The 18,176-nt window shown below is 63.6% G+C and carries 16 protein-coding genes and 2 pseudogenes; 14 read left to right on the top strand and 4 right to left on the bottom strand.

The window, feature by feature from the left end; all coding sequences use genetic code 11:
* Positions 1-23: 23 nt before the first annotated feature.
* From atpD to lepB, 3 genes are all read left to right on the top strand, one after another.
* Positions 24-1,607 (top strand): F0F1 ATP synthase subunit beta, encoded by a 1,584-nt coding sequence (gene atpD, locus AC04SH_RS03885; protein ID WP_477235263.1) that lies wholly within the window; start codon positions 24-26, stop codon positions 1,605-1,607.
* A gap of 95 nt (positions 1,608-1,702) precedes the next feature.
* The gene (locus tag AC04SH_RS03880) at positions 1,703-2,110 is read left to right on the top strand and encodes a F0F1 ATP synthase subunit epsilon (RefSeq protein ID WP_454572870.1); all 408 of its coding nucleotides are present in this window, start codon (positions 1,703-1,705) and stop codon (positions 2,108-2,110) included.
* A 358-nt stretch (positions 2,111-2,468) separates the two neighbouring features.
* Complete coding sequence (lepB, locus tag AC04SH_RS03875) at positions 2,469-3,443, top strand: signal peptidase I (RefSeq protein WP_488573997.1); 975 nt, start codon at positions 2,469-2,471, stop codon at positions 3,441-3,443.
* Positions 3,444-3,464: 21 nt separating this feature from the next.
* Here lepB and AC04SH_RS03870 read toward each other — a convergent pair whose 3' ends face one another.
* Complete coding sequence (locus tag AC04SH_RS03870; protein ID WP_488573996.1) at positions 3,465-4,967, bottom strand: mannitol dehydrogenase family protein; 1,503 nt, start codon at positions 4,965-4,967, stop codon at positions 3,465-3,467.
* Positions 4,968-5,140: 173 nt separating this feature from the next.
* Between AC04SH_RS03870 and uxaC the strand changes: the two genes are divergently transcribed.
* The 9 genes from uxaC (at position 5,141) to recQ (ending at position 14,373) form a co-directional block, all read left to right on the top strand.
* Complete coding sequence (gene uxaC / locus AC04SH_RS03865) at positions 5,141-6,550, top strand: glucuronate isomerase (RefSeq protein ID WP_488573995.1); 1,410 nt, start codon at positions 5,141-5,143, stop codon at positions 6,548-6,550.
* Between the two features lie 39 nt (positions 6,551-6,589).
* Positions 6,590-7,567, top strand: coding sequence for a TRAP transporter substrate-binding protein (locus tag AC04SH_RS03860; protein WP_488573994.1), 978 nt, complete (start codon positions 6,590-6,592; stop codon positions 7,565-7,567).
* A gap of 67 nt (positions 7,568-7,634) precedes the next feature.
* The gene (locus tag AC04SH_RS03855; protein WP_477235252.1) at positions 7,635-8,198 is read left to right on the top strand and encodes a TRAP transporter small permease; all 564 of its coding nucleotides are present in this window, start codon (positions 7,635-7,637) and stop codon (positions 8,196-8,198) included.
* Complete coding sequence (locus tag AC04SH_RS03850; RefSeq protein WP_203280293.1) at positions 8,199-9,479, top strand: TRAP transporter large permease; 1,281 nt, start codon at positions 8,199-8,201, stop codon at positions 9,477-9,479.
* Between the two features lie 33 nt (positions 9,480-9,512).
* The gene (locus AC04SH_RS03845) at positions 9,513-10,289 is read left to right on the top strand and encodes a FadR/GntR family transcriptional regulator (protein ID WP_488573993.1); all 777 of its coding nucleotides are present in this window, start codon (positions 9,513-9,515) and stop codon (positions 10,287-10,289) included.
* A gap of 20 nt (positions 10,290-10,309) precedes the next feature.
* Entirely contained in the window at positions 10,310-11,167 is an 858-nt protein-coding gene (gene kduI / locus AC04SH_RS03840) for a 5-dehydro-4-deoxy-D-glucuronate isomerase (protein ID WP_488573992.1), read from the top strand.
* Positions 11,164-11,931, top strand: coding sequence for a 2-dehydro-3-deoxy-D-gluconate 5-dehydrogenase KduD (gene kduD, locus AC04SH_RS03835; protein WP_488573991.1), 768 nt, complete (start codon positions 11,164-11,166; stop codon positions 11,929-11,931). The genes kduI and kduD overlap by 4 nt, the downstream gene beginning before the upstream one ends.
* A gap of 10 nt (positions 11,932-11,941) precedes the next feature.
* Positions 11,942-12,280 carry a cupin domain-containing protein gene (locus tag AC04SH_RS03830; RefSeq protein ID WP_488573990.1) on the top strand — a complete coding sequence of 113 codons (339 nt, stop codon included), beginning with the start codon at positions 11,942-11,944 and terminating at the stop codon, positions 12,278-12,280.
* Between the two features lie 260 nt (positions 12,281-12,540).
* Positions 12,541-14,373, top strand: coding sequence for a DNA helicase RecQ (recQ, locus tag AC04SH_RS03825; RefSeq protein WP_488574245.1), 1,833 nt, complete (start codon positions 12,541-12,543; stop codon positions 14,371-14,373).
* Positions 14,374-14,407: 34 nt separating this feature from the next.
* Here recQ and AC04SH_RS03820 read toward each other — a convergent pair.
* Both AC04SH_RS03820 and AC04SH_RS03815 read right to left on the bottom strand, forming a co-directional pair.
* Positions 14,408-14,873: pseudogene (locus tag AC04SH_RS03820) on the bottom strand (ATP-binding protein); the annotation flags it as partial.
* Positions 14,867-14,941 (bottom strand): annotated as a pseudogene (locus AC04SH_RS03815) (peroxiredoxin); the annotation flags it as partial. The pseudogenes AC04SH_RS03815 and AC04SH_RS03820, both read right to left, overlap by 7 nt.
* Before the next feature lie 235 nt (positions 14,942-15,176).
* On the opposite strand from AC04SH_RS03815, the gene AC04SH_RS03810 reads away from it, so the two are divergent.
* Together AC04SH_RS03810 and AC04SH_RS03805 are read left to right on the top strand one after the other, a co-directional pair.
* Entirely contained in the window at positions 15,177-16,223 is a 1,047-nt protein-coding gene (locus AC04SH_RS03810; RefSeq protein ID WP_488573989.1) for an alpha/beta fold hydrolase, read from the top strand.
* Positions 16,224-16,553: 330 nt separating this feature from the next.
* On the top strand, positions 16,554-17,192 hold the full coding sequence (locus AC04SH_RS03805) for a glycoside hydrolase family 25 protein (RefSeq protein ID WP_477235238.1): 639 nt from the start codon (positions 16,554-16,556) through the stop codon (positions 17,190-17,192).
* 29 nt (positions 17,193-17,221) lie between these two features.
* Here AC04SH_RS03805 and AC04SH_RS03800 read toward each other — a convergent pair whose 3' ends face one another.
* Positions 17,222-18,163, bottom strand: a complete 942-nt coding sequence (locus AC04SH_RS03800) for an AraC family transcriptional regulator (RefSeq protein ID WP_488573988.1) — start codon at positions 18,161-18,163, stop codon at positions 17,222-17,224.
* Positions 18,164-18,176: the final 13 nt, after the last annotated feature.

Raw genomic sequence — 18,176 nt, 5'->3', positions numbered from 1 at the left:
AAAGGACGAAAAGGGTAAAGACGATGGCGAAAGCAGCGACCCCGAAGGCGGCAGCTCCCAAAGCGGCGGCAAAGGCTCCGGCAGCAGCGGCGAAGGCCGCTCCGGCCAAGACGGCGGCTGCGCCCGCCAAGGCAGCGGCCCCGGCCAAGGCTACGGCAGCGAAGACGACAGCCGCCGTTGTGAAGAAGACCGGCGTTGTCGGCAAGGTCCGCCAGGTCATCGGCGCTGTCGTCGACGTCCAGTTCGGCGATCACCTGCCGGCCATTCTGAACGCCATCGAGACGACCAATGTCGGCAATCGCCTGGTGCTCGAAGTTGCCCAGCATCTTGGTGAAAACACCGTGCGCTGCATCGCCATGGACTCGACCGAAGGTCTGGTTCGCGGTCAGGACGTCTATGACACCGGCGCGCCGATCACCGTGCCGGTCGGCCCGGGCATGCTCGGCCGCATCATCAACGTCATCGGCGAGCCGGTCGACGAAGAAGGCCCGGTCGACGGTATCGAAATGCGCGCCATTCACCAGCCGGCTCCCTCCTATGTCGAACAGTCGACGGAAGCGCAGATCCTGATCACCGGCATCAAGGTTCTCGATCTTCTGGCGCCTTACGCCCGCGGCGGCAAGATCGGCCTGTTCGGCGGCGCCGGCGTCGGCAAGACCGTGCTGATCCAGGAACTGATCAACAACGTCGCCAAGGCTCACGGCGGCTTCTCGGTGTTCGCCGGCGTTGGCGAGCGCACCCGCGAAGGCAACGATCTCTATCACGAGTTCATCGAGTCCGGCGTCAACAAGAAGGGCGGCGGCGAAGGCTCCAAGGCGGCACTGGTCTATGGCCAGATGAACGAGCCGCCGGGCGCACGTGCCCGCGTCGGCCTGACCGGTCTGACGGTCGCTGAATATTTCCGCGACCAGGGCCAGGATGTGCTGTTCTTCGTCGACAACATCTTCCGCTTCACGCAGGCGGGTTCGGAAGTGTCGGCGCTGCTCGGCCGTATTCCTTCGGCCGTGGGCTATCAGCCGACGCTCGCCACCGACATGGGCGCGCTGCAGGAACGCATCACGACGACGACCAAGGGCTCGATCACCTCGGTGCAGGCGATCTATGTGCCCGCCGACGATTTGACCGATCCGGCGCCGGCGACCTCCTTCGCCCACCTTGACGCGACGACCGTGCTTAACCGCGCGATCTCGGAAAAGGGTATCTATCCGGCCGTCGATCCGCTCGATTCGACCTCGCGCATGCTCGACCCGATGGTTGTCGGTGAAGAGCACTACCAGGTCGCCCGCCAGGTGCAGTCGATCCTTCAGCGCTACAAGTCGCTGCAGGACATCATCGCCATCCTGGGTATGGACGAGCTCTCGGAAGAGGACAAGCAGACTGTGGCCCGCGCCCGCAAGATCGAGCGCTTCCTGTCGCAGCCCTTCTTCGTCGCCGAAGTGTTCACGGGTTCGCCGGGCAAGCTTGTCGACCTCGCCGACACCATCAAGGGCTTCAAGGGCCTCTGCAACGGCGACTACGATCACCTGCCGGAAGCCGCCTTCTACATGGTCGGCGGCATCGAGGAAGCGGTCGAGAAGGCACAGCGTCTCGCGGCTGAAGCGGCATAAGAAGCGAATAGGGAGTAGCGGAATAGGGATTGATGGGTTGAGCGGGTCTTCTTTCCCTACTCGCTACTCACTATTCCCTACTCGCTAAAATGATCATGGCTGAAGCTTTCCAATTCGAACTGGTCTCGCCGGAGCGGCTGCTCGTTTCCGAGCAGGTCGAAGCTGTCGTCATTCCGGGCGCCGAAGGCGAGATGACCGTGATGGCGCATCACGCACCGGTCATGACCACGATCAAGCCGGGCGTCGTCACGGTGAAGACCGCCGGCGGCAAGGAAGAGCGCTATGTGGTGTTCGGCGGCTTTGCCGACATTGTTCCGGCTGGCTGCACGCTGCTCGCCGAATCGGCGGTTGCCGTCGGCGACATCGATCGCGCCGATCTCGCCCGCCGCATCCAGGACGCCAAGGAAGACGCTGCCGATGCCAAGGACGATCAGTCCCGCAGCAAGGCCGAGCAGTTCCTCGCTCAGCTCACCACGCTCGAAAGCGCACTGCTGGCAGCCTAAGCCGCAGAACGACTTGAAGATAAAGCCGGGCTCAGCCCGGCTTTTTTGTTGCGGCCTTCATCCCCGGATCGTTGCGCGCACAGGCGCACGGCCGTGGCGGGATTTCAGGGCGGGCAGCGCCAGCATCAGCAGCACGAACGGTCGGTGGCCAGCTTCAAGTCGGGCAGCGGCATGCCGGCCGTCAGGCAGAGCGAGATGAGTCGGTACTAGGCGATAGCGCCGGCAAAGGGCGCCAGCCAGAGACAATTCTTGGGTCGGGCGCAACCGCGATTTGGCTGTGGCGGCACAGTCAGGCGGGACTTGCCTCAGGTTTTTGTTTGTCGGACAGTCCGGCTGCCTAGGCATTGAGGGGTGGCCGATGACGGAACAAGCAGCGCAACCGGAAACGGCCTCGCGATCCCTGTGGACGACGGCGTTGATAGCGGCGTTCGGCGGCCCATTCGCCGGCTTCCTATGGATCGGCGCCGGCCGGCTGGCCTTGATCAGCCTGCTGGTCATCACCGGCGCCACCATCGCGATCTGCTACATCGGGTTTCCGGTGATACCGGGCATGGATCTTGCTGCCGTGGGCACCTACTCAGGTTACGGCCTGACGATCGTGTGGATAGCGATCGTTCTCCCCTTCGCAGGCCGGTTCAAGCCGGACAAATGGTACGCGCGAGGGGTTTCGGTGTTCGTGCTGGTGTTTTACGCCTCGATCGTGGCCGCGCTCGTCACCCGCACGTTCCTGTTCCAGTCCTTTTCCACGCCGTCCGGCAGCATGGTGCCGACGCTGGTGAACGGCGACTACTTTTTTGCCTCCAAGTTCGCCTATGGCTATGGCCGCTACACTGTTCCTCTGGGGCTGCTGCCATTCGAGGGCCGGATCTTCGGCGCCGAGCCCAAGCGCGGCGATATCGTCCTGTTCAGGCCGCCGTCCGAACCCGACATCGATTACGTCAAGCGGGTCGTTGGTCTTCCCGGCGACAAGATCCAAATGGTCGGCGGCGTGCTCCATATCAATGATGCAGCGGTTGGTCTGGAAGACATTGGTCCTTATTCATCGGACGATGGGGCAGGCAAAGAGCAGCGAGAAACTTTGCCAAATGGCGTTTCTTACCTGACCCTCAGTCTGACGGATCGGTCGGTCGGGGATGATACGATGGCGTGGACCGTGCCGGAGAACGAGTATTTCATGCTGGGCGACAATCGCGACAACTCCAATGACAGCCGCTTTCGCATGGGGACGATCCCTTTCGACAACCTGGTCGGCAAGGCCGTGCGATTGTTCTGGAATTCGAAAGGCACGGACTATTCGTCGCGGCAGGCGCTGGACGCTCCGGCAGGACAATAGGGTTGGTGGATGCGACCCTGCTTACTTTGTTTTTCCCGGTATGCCGAGCGCGGCGAGCGCAAGCGCGACCCCGCCTTGCCGGATATGGACGCGATGGGCGGCGACCAGTTCGATGAGCGCCTGCTTCTCGGGCTTGCCGCTGGCGAAGCCGGCGAGGTCGAACACTGCCGCCACCCGTTCCAGCGTCGGCTGGTCGCCGAGCGCGGCCAGCGCTGTGTCGAGCGGGTCGGTGAAGTGGGCTTCCGGCAGGTCCTTGCCGCGCGCCTCGCAGGCCGCGATCCAGGCGGCGATCACCAGAGTCAGATGCTCCGGGACCAGGCCGGACTGGATGCGTTCGATGGCGGAAGCGACAATGCGTTGCGGCAGTTTTTGGCTGCCGTCATTGGCGATCTGCGCCGTGCGGTGGGCGAGTGCCGTGTTGGAGAAACGGTCGGCGAGTTCTGCCGTATAGGCTGACGTGTCGAGCCCGGCATCTCCAGGCAAGGTCGGGATGGCCTCGGCCCAGAGCCGGTCGACGAATTCACGGATCGCCGGGTCGGCAAAGGCGCGGTCGACGGTGGCATGGCCACCGAGCAGGCCGAGATAGGCGATGCCCGAATGGGCGCCGTTAAGCAGCCTCAGCTTCATGTCCTCGAACGGCCTGACATCCTCGACCATGGTGACGCCGAATTTTTCCCAGGCCGGTCGTCCCGCCGGAAAGCTGTCTTCGATCACCCATTGGCGGAACGGCTCGGTCATCACCGGCCAGGCGTCCTCGACGCCGAGTTCGCCGGCAATGCGCCCCCGATCGGCATCAGTGGTTGCCGGCACGATGCGGTCGACCATGCTCGAGGGAAACGCGACCTCGTCGACGATGTGTTCCGCGAGTCGCGTATCGCTCGACGCAGCGACCCGGGCGTCGCGCAATTTCGCGAACGCGATCAGCAGCCGGTGCAGCGTGGCGCCGTTGGCCGGCAAATTATCACAGCACAGCACGGTGAAGGGCGGCGTGCCGGCGGCACGGCGGCGTGCCAGCGCTTCAGCCAGGAAGCCATGCGCGGTCTTTGGTGATCCGAGGCTGGCCAGATCGTGGACGATATCGGGATGTTTTTCGTCAAGGCTGCCATCGGCTGCTCTCAAATAGGCTTTTTCGGTGATGGTCAGCGTGACGATGCGGGTGCGCGGATCGGTCAGCGCGGCGAGCACCGCGCCGGGATCTTCCGGCGCCACCAGCATCGACTGGATGGAGCCGATGACCTGGAGCTTTTCGCCGCCGCTATCCCTGACCGCCAGCGTGTAGAGCCCATCCTGCGGCGTCAGCGCATCGCGCGTGTCGGGGCTGCGCAGCGACACGCCGATGATACCCCAGCCGGTCTCGCCGGCCGCCAGGCAGTCATCGACATAGGCTGCCTGATGGGCGCGGTGAAAGGCGCCGACGCCGAGATGGACGATGCCTGGGGCGACGGCGGCGCGGTCATAGGCCGGGATCGCAACCGAGGCCGGCAAGGATCGCACCGTGTCGTTGCAAAGGCGTCTGGTTGTCATGGTTTGGCTTGTCGGGCTCGGATTGATCGGTCGGGAGGCTAGCGGCGTAACATCCGTTCTCCCGCCGCACAATGACCCGGTGTCGGCTAAAAGTCATCATACAACAATCCAATTTTTGTATGTTGACATTACTTCTTCCCAATCCTACCGATAGCGCCCTTGGGAGGAGTGACGTGGCAGGATTGACCCACCCCGATCTGCTTTTTGCCGCTGAAGGGCGTGCGCTTTCGATCGCGCGCGATCTCTATGCCGGGGTCAAGGACCTGCCAATCGTCAGCCCGCACGGCCACACCGATCCGCGCTGGTATGCACTCAACGAGCCGTTTCCGGACCCGGCGCAATTGCTGGTCGTGCCCGACCACTACATTTTCCGTATGCTGTTCAGCCAGGGCGTGCGGCTGGAGGACCTCGGTGTATCACCGCTCGACGGCTTGCCGGCCGAGAGCGACCCTAGGGCGATCTGGCGGCGCTTCGCCGAGCACTATTACCTCTTCCGCGGTACGCCGACGCGACTGTGGCTCGACCATGTGCTCGAGCATCTGTTCGGCATTGACGAGCCGCTCAACGCCAGCACCGCCGACCGCCACTACGATACCATCGCCGGCCTGCTCAAACAGGACGACTATCGCCCGCGTGCACTGTTCGAGCGCTTCAACATCGAGGTCGTTGCGACGACCGAGGGGGCGCTGGATGATCTCCAATGGCACAAGGCGATCCGCGACAGCGGCTGGCAAGGCCGCGTGGTCACCGCCTACCGGCCGGACGCCGTCGTCGATCCAGACTTCGAGGGCTTCTTAGGCAACCTCGACCGTCTCGGCGAGATCAGCGGCTGCGATACCGGCACATGGGCCGGCTATCTTGACGCGCATCGCCAGCGCCGCGCCTTCTTCAAAAGTTTCGGCGCGACCTCGTCCGATCACGGCCATCCGACGGCCGAGACCGCCAATCTGTCCGATGCGGCATCGGAAGAGCTGTTCAACCGCATCCGCCGCGGCTCCGACGATGAGCGCGAGCGCAAACTGTTTCGCGCCCAGATGCTGACCGAAATGGCCAAGATGAGCCGCGACGACGGGCTGGTTATGCAGATCCATCCCGGCTCGTGGCGCAATCATTCGCCTGGTGTTTTCCAAAAATTCGGCCGCGACAAAGGCTTCGATATTCCGACCCGCACCGATTATGCGGCGGCACTCAAACCTTTGCTCGACTGCGTCGGGCTGGAGCGCGACCTGACCGTCATCCTGTTCACGCTTGACGAGACCAGCTATGCGCGCGAACTGGCGCCGCTCGCCGGCGTCTATCCGGCGCTGAAGCTTGGGCCAGCCTGGTGGTTCCACGACAGCCCGGAAGGCATGCGCCGCTTCCGCGAGATGACCACCGAGACCGCCGGCTTCTACAACACCGTCGGCTTCAATGACGACACCCGCGCCTTTCCATCGATACCCGCCCGCCACGATGTGGCGCGCCGGGTCGACTGCGCCTTTCTCGCCCGTCTCGTCGCCGAGCACCGGCTGCGGGAGGACGAGGCGCACGAGCTGGCGCGGGAGCTTGCCTATACGCTTGCCAAGAAGGCGTACCGGCTCTGAGCCGGGCGTCTTGATTTTTACAAAGGGAGGAAGACAGTCATGTTGCTTTTTTCAAAACTGACGGCGGCCACATTCGCCTTCGGCTCGCTGATGATCGGCGTCGCCAACGCCCAGACCGTGCTGCGCTCGGCCGACACCCATCCAGATGGATATCCGACGGTCGAGGCGGTCAAATATATGGGCGAACTGATCAAGGAGCGCACCGCCGGGCGCTATTCGGTCGAGGTCTATCATTCGGCCCAGCTTGGCGAGGAGAAGGACACGATCGAGCAGACGCAAACCGGTGTCATCGATTTGAACCGGGTCTCGATGGGGCCGTTCAACGGCATCGTGCCGGAAACCGCTGTGCCGTCGCTGCCCTACATGTTCCGCTCGGTCGACCAGATGCGCCATGTCATGGACGGGCCGATCGGCGACGAGATCCTGAAGGCCTTCGAGGCGCATGATCTGGTTGGTCTCGCCTTCTACGATTCCGGTGCGCGCTCCTTCTACAACACCAAGAAGGACATCACCTCGATCGCCGACCTCAAGGGCATGAAGTTCCGCGTCATCCAGTCGGACGTGTTCGTCGACATGGTCAATGCGCTCGGCGCCAACGCCACGCCGATGGCCTATGGCGAGGTCTATTCGGCGCTCGAAACTGGCGTCATCGACGGCGCCGAAAACAACTGGCCGAGCTTCGAATCCGCCAAGCACTATGAGGTCGCCAAGCACTACACCGTCGACCAGCATCAGATCGTACCGGAAGTGCTGGTGATGGCGAAGCCGAGCTGGGACAAGCTGTCGCCGGAAGACCAGACGATCGTCAAGCAGGCGGCCAAGGACAGCGTCGTCAAGATGCGCGAGCTGTGGGATGCGCAGGAAAAGAAGTCGCGCGACATCGTCGAGAAGGCCGGCGTCAAGGTCAGCGAGATCGACAAGCAGCCGCTGATCGATGCGATGAAGCCGGTTTACGACAAGTACCTGTCGACGCCGGAACTCAAGGATCTCGCCGCGCGCATCCAGGCAACCAAGTAATCTCCTGGCGGGACGGCAGAGCGCCGCCCCGCCAATCATTTCAGGAACGGAAGGCCGGGAGGATCGGATGACTGCGGGAAATGCCAGGAGCGGCGCGCCGCCGCGCTTCAGCGCGGTGCTCTCGAAGATTTGCGACGGCGCGCTCTATCTCGCCTGTATCGGGATGGTCGTCATGACCGCGCTCGTCGCCTACCAGGTGTTTTCCCGCTTCGTGCTCAACGCGTCGCCGAGCTGGACGGAAGTCACCGCCATCATGCTGATGAACTGGTTCATCTTCCTCGGCGCGGCGGTCGGCGTGCGCGAGAACTACCATATGGGCTTCGACGTGCTGCTCTACATCCTGCCGAAGGGCAGCAAATGGGCGCTGCGCACATTGTCGGACCTGATCGCGTTCGGCTTTGGCTTCGGAATGGTCTGGTATGGTTGCAAGCTGGTCGGGTTGACCTGGCACACCGTCATTCCGGCGCTCGAACTTCCCGGCGGTTTCGACTATCTGCCGCTGGTTGCCGGCGGCGTCCTGATCTGCCTGTTCTCGGCCGAGCGCATCGTGCTGCGCTGGTCTGGCGTCGACATCGACAAGGACATCAATCTCGAAGACGTGCCGGAAATGCCGGCCGTGCAGGAGGCCTAGATGGAACTCTGGATCCTGTTCGGCGTCTTCACGCTGTTGATGTTTGCCGGCACGCCGATCGCGTTTTGCCTAGGGGCTGCATCTTTCGCCACCGTGCTTTATCTCGGCCTGCCGCCCCTGGTGGTCTTCCAGCAATTGAAATCCGGCATGTCGGCGTTCTCGCTGATGGCGATCCCGTTCTTCATCTTCGCCGGCGACCTGATGGTGCGCGGCGGCATCGCGCAGCGCATCGTCTCCTTTGCTGGCTCACTGGTCGGCCATGTCAGGGGCGGGCTTGGTCAGGTCAACATCATCGCCGCGACATTGTTCGGCGGCATTTCCGGCTCGGCGGTGGCCGAAGCCGCCGCCGTCGGCGGGCTGATGATCCCGCAGATGAAAGAGCGCGGCTACGGCGCGGACTACGCTGTCAACGTCACCTCGATGGCGGCGCTGATCGCGCTGCTTTTGCCGCCGTCGCAGAACATGATCATCTATTCGATCGCCGGCGGCGGCAAGATTTCGATCGCCGACCTGTTCACCGCCGGCATCCTGCCCGGTCTGCTGTTCGCCGCGTCGCTGATGGTCACGGCCTATTTTGTCGCCCGCAGCCGCGGTTATCCGGTCGAGGCTTTCCCCGGCTTTTCGCGCGTCGGCCAGCTGGCGGTGATCGCCGTGCCCGGGCTTTTGCTCATCGGCATCATCTTCGGAGGCGTCCGCTCGGGCATTTTCACGGCGACGGAAAGCTCCTGCATCGCCATCATCTACGCCTTGCTGGTCACCGTCTTCGTCTACCGGTCCATGGCGTGGAGCGATTTCGTCCATGCCACCAAAGGCGCGGTGCGCACGACATCGATGGTGCTTTTGATCATCGGCACGGCGGCTTCGTTCAGCTGGCTGATGGCCTATCTCAAAGTGCCGGTGCTGCTGATCGCGGGGATGAACGCCATCTCCACCGACCCGCTGGTGGTGCTGCTTCTGCTCAACGTCCTGATGTTGCTGCTCGGCACGTTCATGGATATGGGGCCGATGATCATCATCTGCACGCCGATCTTCCTGCCGCTGGTCACGCATTACGGCGTCGACCCAGTGCATTTCGGCGTCATCACCATCCTCAATCTCGGCATCGGGCTGAACACGCCGCCGGTTGGCACCGTGCAGTTCGTCGCTTGCGCGGTCGGCAAGATCACGGTGTGGGAAGCGATGCGATCGATCTGGCCGTTCTATGGCGCGGGTATCGTGGTCCTGGGACTGGTGACGTATATTCCGGCGATCTCGCTCTGGCTGCCGAGTGTCTTCAAATAGGGCAAATAGGGCGTCTTCAAACAGGGGTGCGACATGGCATCGGATAGCGCTGTTGACCTGAGGGTCGAGAGAAAACCCAAACTGTCGGAAACCGTCGTCGCGGCCATCCGCAAGCAGCTGCATGCCGGCGAGATCCTGCCGGGCCACAAATTGCCGACCGAGGGACAGTTGACCGAGACTTTCGGCGTCAGCCGCACCGTTATCCGCGAGGCGCTGGCCAAGCTTGCGGCCGATGGCCTGGTCGAGGCGCGCCAGGGAGCCGGCGTGTTCGTCACCGAACACATCTCGACCATGTTCGGCGCGCTCGCCGCCGATATGGGAGCCAAGGATTCGGTCGCGCTCAACGTGCTCGAAGTGCGCCTGGCGGTCGAAATCGAATCGGCCGGGCTCGCCGCCATCCGCCGCAACGCGGCGCAAGAGGCGGCGATCCAGGAAGCCTTCTTCGAGTTCGAGCGCCTGCTGCTCAACAGCGAACCGACCGGTCCGGCCGATCTCGCCTTCCACCGGGCGATCGCCAGCGCCACCAACAACCCGTTCTATGTCGAGATGCTCGATGTGCTCGGACGCCGCGCCATTCCCTGCGACGTCACCTCGCCTTGGTCGACCGAGCTGGTGCAGTCCGACAGCTATCAGCGCGGGCTGCAGCGCGAGCATCTGGTGATCCTCAATGCGATCACATCGGGCGACGCCGAAGCCGCGCGCGAGGCGATGCGCGCTCATCTCACCGCCAGCCAGCAGCGCTACCGCGAGCGCCTGCACTCCCGCCAGGTGTTTTATGCCGACTCGGTCAAGGCGGCGGAAACCGAATAGACGAATCAGCTGGAGCAGTAATGTCTCAAAGTCACCCGCATACCGATTTCACCTCGCGTTTCGCCATCGACCCGGTAGCCGCGGCGTCCATGGGAACCGACGAGTTACGTCACAACTTCCATATTAACGACCTGTTCCAGCCGGGGCGCGTCAGCCTGACCTATACCCATTATGACCGCATGATCGTCGGCGGCGCCGTGCCGGCGGCAGCGCCGTTGCCGCTGGAAGCGATCAAGCCGACGGGAACGAAGAATTTTCTCGACCGCCGCGAGCTGATCATCGTCAACATCGGCGGCGCCGGCTCGGTGACGGCGAACGGCGAGGCCCATCCATTGCAGCCGCGCGACATGCTCTATCTCGGCATGGGCAGCACTGATGTGTCGTTCGCTTCGGCGGATAAGGGCACGCCGGCCAAATTCTATCTGCTCAGCGCGCCGGCGCATCACGCCTATCCGAACCGGCTGATCCGCATCGGCGATGCCAAGCGGCTCGATCTCGGCAGCAAGGAGACCTGCAACGAGCGTTCGATCTTCCAGTTCATCCATGCCGACGGCGTCAAGACCTGCCAGCTGGTGGTCGGCATGACGCAACTGGCGCCGGGCTCGGTGTGGAACACCATCCCTTGCCATGTGCATGACCGGCGCATGGAGGCCTATCTCTATTTCGATCTGCCGGAGACGGCGCGCGTCTTTCACTTCATGGGCGAGCCGGACGAAACCCGCCATCTGGTGATGGCCAACGAAGAGGCGGTGCTGTCGCCGGGCTGGTCGATCCATTCGGGCGCCGGTACCTCCAACTACGCCTTCATCTGGGCGATGGCCGGCGACAATGTCGACTACACCGATGTCGATCCGGTGCCGCTGGGCGAACTGCGTTGAGCGGGCCGTCCGCCTTCAGCCTCGCCGGCAGGCGCATCCTGGTCACCGGCGCCAACACCGGCATCGGCCAGGGCATCGCTGTCTCGATCGCGCGCGCCGGCGGCACCGTCATCGGCGTCGGCCGCTCGGCGATGGACGACACGGAAACAAAGGTCAGTGAGGCCGGTGGGCAGTTCGAAGCCGTGCGGTGTGATCTCGCCGATCATGCCGCCGCCAAGACCATGCTCGACCAGGTCTGGGAAAAGACCGGCCCGATCGACGGCCTGGTCAACAATGCCGGCATCATCCGCCGCGCCGATGCGGTCGATTTCAGTGAGGCCGACTGGGACGACGTCATCGACGTCAATCTGAAGACGCTGTTTTTTCTGAGCCAGGGTTTTGCCACGCACGTGCTGGCCGAGCCCGGCCGGCGCGGCAAGATTGTCAACATCGCCTCGGTGCTGAGTTTCCAGGGCGGCATCCGTGTCGCGTCCTATACCGCGTCGAAACATGGCGCGCTCGGCATAACAAGGCTGCTCGCCTGCGAATGGGCGGCAAAAGGCATCAACGTCAACGCCATTGCGCCGGGCTATATCGAAACCAACAACACCGAGGCGCTGCGCGCCGATCCCGACCGCAGTGCGGCCATACTGGCGCGCATCCCGGCCGGTCGCTGGGGCGGGCCGGAAGACATAGGCGACGCCGCCGTCTTTCTGCTGGCGCCGGCGTCCGACTATATGCATGGCGCGGTGGTTCCGGTCGACGGCGGCTGGCTGGCGCGATGAGGAGACAACAATGACCGATGCCAAGATTTTCGCCCATCCCGGCGAGAGCGCCTGGACGCCGACACCGGACGGAAACAGGCGGCGCGTTCTCCTGCATACGGACGAACTGATGATGGTCGAGTTCGGTTTCGACAAGGGTGGCGTCGGCGCGCTGCATTCGCATCCGCATGTCCAGGCCAGCTATGTCGCCGAAGGCCGCTTCGAGGTGACCATCGACGGCCGGACCGAAACAATCGAGACCGGCGGCAGCTTCATCGTGCCGTCCAACCTGGTGCACGGGGTCAAGGCGCTGGAGGCCGGGCGGCTGGTCGACAGTTTTACCCCGCACCGGGCTGATTTCCTGGCCTGATCCTTTTCGCCTGCTCCAGAAACGGAAACCCGCGCCTCCTGGGAGGCGCGGGCCTGTTGCCTGTGCGCTCTTGGCGCAGCGGTACTCGAAACATCGCCGCAGGGTTTGGACGGTGCCGCAACTTGGTGAAGATAGGTTTAACGGTGCCAGCCAGGTCAATCATCGGTGGGATGTTGCTGCTGCTTGTTGTGGTCGGACGGGGGCTGCGCTAATCGTTGCCCCATGCCGCTGCTTCGGGCGGCCGATCGAAAACATCCGTGATGCAGATATCGACGACGAGCGTTTCGGCGCACGATCCCAAACGGCGCGTCCTCAAGGACGTGTTCGGCTTTGACGATTTTCGCCCGGGCCAAGCGTCGGTGATGGAGGCGCTGCTTGCCGGCCGTCATGTGCTGGCGGTCATGCCGACGGGTGCCGGCAAGTCGCTCTGCTACCAGGTCCCGGCGCTGGTCAAAGGCGGGCTGACCATTGTCGTCTCACCGCTGGTAGCGCTGATGCAAGACCAGGTCGCGGCACTCCGCCTTGCCGGCGTCGCGGCCGATACGATCAATTCCTCGATCGATCGTGACGCCAATGTCGCGGCGTGGCGCCGCGTCGCGTCGGGGCAGACGCGTCTGCTCTACCTCGCCCCGGAACGGCTGATGACCGAGCGCATGCTCGATGCGTTGGCCAGGCTCGATGTCAGCCTGATCGCCATCGACGAGGCGCATTGCATCTCGCAATGGGGTCCGGCGTTTCGGCGCGAATACGAAGATCTGTCGCAGCTGCGTGGCGTCTTTCCCGATGTGCCGATCATTGCCGTGACGGCGACGGCGGACGAGACGACGCGGGCAGACATCGAGACGCGGCTGTTTGGCGGGCGTGTGGAAACGCAAGTCCTTGGCTTCGACCGTCCGAACATCAAGCTTGCCATCGAGCCCAAGCAGGACAGCAAGCGGCAATTGCTCCATTTCATCGAGCGCCATCAGGGGCGCAGCGGCATCGTCTATTGCCTGTCGCGCAAGAAGACCGAAGAGATGGCGGCCTTCCTCGAGAAAAACGGCGTCACCGCGCTTGCCTATCACGCCGGGATGAGCAAGGAGGCGCGTGACGCCAACCAGAACGCTTTCATGACGCTGTCGGGCGTCGTCATGGTGGCGACCATCGCCTTCGGCATGGGTATCGACAAGCCTGACGTCGCCTATGTCTTCCACACCGATCTGCCGGGCAGCCTCGAAGCCTATTACCAGGAAATCGGCCGCGCCGGCCGCGACGGGCGAGCAGCGGAAGCGCATATGCTGTACGGTCTCGGCGACATCCGCATGCGCCGCATGTTCATCGAGGACGAGGACGCCGCTGTCGAGCACAAGCGCCGCTCGCATGGCCGGCTCGACACGCTGATCGGCTATTGCGAGACGGCCGAGTGCCGCCGCCAGGTGCTGCTCGGCTATTTCGGCGAAGAGGCGGCCCCTTGCGGCAATTGCGACAACTGCCTGGAGCAGGCACCGCGCGCCGACGGAACGGCCGAGGCGCGCCTTATCCTGGCGGCGGTCGCACAGAGCGGCGAGCGCTTCGGTGCCGGCCATGTCATCGACATCCTGCTTGGCCATGAAACCGAGAAGGTGGCGGCAAGGGGCCATCACAGGCTGGCCGCCTTTGGCAATGGTGCCACGCACAAGAAGGACTTTTGGCTGTCGCTGATCCGCCAATTGGTCGCGAATGGTTTCCTGATGCCGGATCCGGGCGGTCATGGCGGCCTAGCCATCGCCGAAAAAGGCCATGCGCTCGGCCGTGGCGAGGTTCCGTTCCAGTACCGCGTCGAGACGCGCACCCGGGCGGCGCGCCGCGCGGCTCGTGCTGGCCAGATACCCCAGGGCGAAAATGTCGATGCGTCGCTGCTCGCCGCCCTCAAGACGCTGCGGTTGCGGCTGGCCAAGGAGCGTCAGGTTCCGGCCTATGTGGTATTCTCCGACCGCACGCTGATCGACATGGCGGAGCGCCGTCCGCACGACCTTGATGCCTTCGCCGAAGTGAACGGCGTCGGTGCGGCCAAGCTCAAGGAGTTTGGCAAGGTGTTCCTGAACGCCATAGCGGCGCATCATGGATCGGTGTGACGACCGCCAGACTGGTCACCCAGCCGCTCTGCGATTACGAATTGCGGCCCATTTGCATCTGATTGGGCAAATGGATTTCGGCGATCAATCCGCCGCCGGGCCGGTTTTTCAGCTCGAGCCTGCCTTCGATGGCGAGAGACAATTGATAGGCGATCGCCAGGCCAAGTCCGGCGCCGCCGCTGCCGCGGTTTCGCGATTGCTCGAGACGGAAGAACGATTGCAGAACAGCCTCGAGCTGGTCGTCAGGGGATGCCGGGACCGCGATCGAGCACCTTGATCACGACGTGATCGCCGGGTCCTTTCTCCGCCGAGACTTCCGCGCTCTCAGCAAACTTCAGCGCATTGTCGACGAGGTTGGTGAGGATGCGCCGCAGCGCCTACGGGCGCGTCATGACGGCGGCATCGATTTCCGCGCCTGATGAGACGGCCTTGCCGGTGTCCTGGTGGTCATACACCAGGCTTTCGACGAAGGAGCCGAGGTCGATGCGGGACGGCTTTTCGAGGCGCCGTCGCGGCCGCCCGTGGTGTGGGTCTTGCCGGTGTAGAGGACTTTTTCGATCGCGGTCATGGAGATAGTTTCCTTAGGGGAGGATAACGTTGAGTCGCAATGGCCCGGAGGCCAGCGACCTCCGCATATGAGGCAGGCGACGTATCCCGAATGTGTGCCGATCGGCCGGAAATGTATCTCAGTGTGTCCGGGTGCCGCCTCGCCACATCCGCTTTCAATTTGAACGGATGGGGACACATGGGAGATACACCCGGGCCATCCTTTCCAGCCGGTATCAAATCAGTAGGAGAAACCCATGACCGACGAAATCAATCACGACCGCCGCCGCTTCTTCGGCACGGCGGCCCTGACCCTCGCTGCGGCCGGCCTGGCCGGCGCGACCGGCGCGCTGACCGGCACGGCAAAGGCGGCGACCTTGCCTACGGTCAAGCCGGGCACCAACACGTCTTTCGCGGCGCCGAAGCAGGTCAAGGCCGGCGTTCTCGACATCGGCTATGCCGAGGCCGGTCCGGCGGACGGTCCGCCGGTCATTCTGCTGCATGGCTGGCCTTACGATATCTATGCCTTTGTCGATGTCGCGCCGCTGCTGGCGTCGGCGGGTTACCGGGTGATCGTGCCCTATCTTCGCGGCTACGGCACGACGCGCTTCCTGTCCGCCGACACGATGCGAAACGGCCAGCAAACGGTGGTCGCCCAGGACATCGTCGCGCTGATGGATGCGCTCAATATTCCGAAGGCGATCCTTGCCGGTTTCGACTGGGGCGCGCGCTGCGCCTGCATCATCTCGGCGCTGTGGCCGGAACGCGCAAAGGCGCTGGTCTCGGTGAGCGGCTATCTCGTCAGCAACATAAAGACGGGCAAGGTGCCGCTGCCGCCAAGTGCCGAGCATAACTGGTGGTACCAGTTCTATTTCGCCACCGAGCGCGGCGCGGCCGGCTACGACAAATACCGGCACGATTTCGCGAAGTTGATCTGGCAGACGGCGTCGCCGAAATGGAACTTTGACGACGCCACGTTCGAGCGCAGCGCCGCGGCCTTCGACAATCCGGACCATGTGGCCATCGTCATTCACAATTACCGCTGGCGGGGCGGGCTGGCGGCGGGCGATCCGAAATATGACGATCTGGAAAACCGGCTTGCCGCCGGGCCGGTCATCGGCGTGCCGACAATCACGCTCGAGGGCGATGCCAATGGCGCGCCGCATCTCAACCCGACGGCCTATCGCAACAAGTTTTCGGGCAAATATGCGCATCGGACCATCGAGGGCGGCATTGGCCACAATCTGCCCCAGGAAGCGCCGCAGGCTTTCGCGCAGGCGGTCACTGACGTCGACGGATATTGATCCTGGATGTTGATCCAGTCGCCGACGAAAACGAAACGGGCGGCCAAAGGCCGCCCGTTTTTCGCTCCGGCAGGTCACGCCATATCGCCGCCATGGCGCAACCGGACGCCGTCGACGGCCGGATCGTCCAGTCCCTGCAAAACAGAACTGTGTGAAGGGTTTCACAGAGGCGAACTTAGATAGGGCTAATATGACTGAACTCAGCGAAGACAAGAGAACCGCTATCCGCATGTGTGTTCATTGAGCTTCGGGGGAAGTTTCTTACAGCTTGCATCAAACGAACGAGGCGCGCCGAATTTCTCGGCGCCCGCCTGGCTATGGAGCAGAGGCATGCCGACGCGTGAGGGGATCGACGTCTCGCATTATCAGAACGAGGCCGGTGGCAGCGGCGCCAGCGCCATCAAGTGGACGCGGGTCGCAAACGCCGGGGTCAAGTTCACCTTCGTCAAGATATCCGACAAGACCGGCAAGGACGCATTCGCGGTGCGCAATGTTGCCGATGCCAAGGCGGCGGGATTGCTGGTGGGGGGATATCACTTCCTGCGCAACACCGCTTCGGGCGCCGACCAGGCGCATGCCTTCCTCAACACGGTGTCGTTCGGCAGCGGCGACCTCATTCCCTCGCTCGACATCGAACTCATTCCGGCAACACCGGCGGCAAGGGCCGCCTATGTCCAGAAGGCGAAGGATTGGGTGGCGGCGGTGCGGTCTGCCCATAATGGCCGCTGGCCGTTCATCTATACCCGCGCCAACATCTGGCAGGCGCTGGGCAACCCGAGCGGCTTCGGCAACTGCCCGCTCTGGCTCGCCCGCTACGGCTCAAATCCACCGCCGATACCGTCGGGCTTCACCAATTATGCCATCTGGCAATTCAGCCAGTCGGGCAGCGTCGACGGGATCACCGGCAAGGTCGACGAGAACCATCTGGCGATGACCTTCGCCGAGTTTCGCTCGCGCTACAGCCTGTAAGCAAGGTGATCCGGCATCGGATCGCCTGCTCAGGCGGCTTCGCGTTCGCCCTGCGCCGGCGAGTCCGTTTCCAGGCGCCGGCTGTATTGGCGCGGCGAACAGCCCATGACGCGCTTGAACGCCGTGCTGAAGGCGCTTTCGGATTCATAGCCGAGCGCCAGCGCAATAACGGACACCGGATCGCCGGAATGCATCAACCTGTCGCCGGCGAGCATCATGCGCCAGCGCGTCAGATAGTCGAGGGGTGAGGCCCCGACCGTCTGCTTGAACTTCAGCGCAAAGGTCGATCGCGACATGCCGGTGCGCTCGGCCAGCGTCTGCAATGTCCAGCCATGCGCCGGGTCTTCGTGCATGGCGGCGATCGCGGCGCCGATCTGCCTGTCGGTCAGCGCGAACAGCCAGCCGACACTGTCACGAGCCCCCATATGCAGGCGCAAGGCCTCGATCAGAATCATATGGGCGAGATGCTCGACGATGAGAAAGCCGCCGGGACGCCGCTGGCGCAATTCCTGCATCATCCGCTCCACCGGCCAACGGAGCGCCGAATGGTCGCTGTCCCCACGGATATGGACGATGGGCGGCAGCATCCGCAGCAGAATGCCGGCATGGTCGCCGGACAGCGCGAAGCGGCTGCTGACCAGCAGGAAATCGCCGCCGCCATTGTGGGTGGTGATGCCGCCGGTGCGCGTCGGGGAAAAGATCGTTCGGGCGTCGACCGTCGGCAGGCCGAGATCGCTGGCAAGGCGGAAAGGCCGGCCGCGCGGCAGCAGGAAACAGTCGCCGGCGTCAAGGCGCACCGCGTCAGCGACGCCTTCGACCGACAGCCAGCACCGACCGGAGACCACGGCGCCGCATTTGATGGCGGCCTGCTGGTCGGGAAACTGGATCGCCCAGTCGCCACCGGCTTCCAGCCCGGCCGAGAGATAATTGCGCGGCTTCAGCAGCGACAGCACGTCTGACAGCGGATCCATGAGCATTCCCGGA

The organism is Mesorhizobium sp. CNPSo 4688, assembly GCF_057784295.1.
This window is presented reverse-complemented; position numbering and strand designations above follow the sequence as displayed.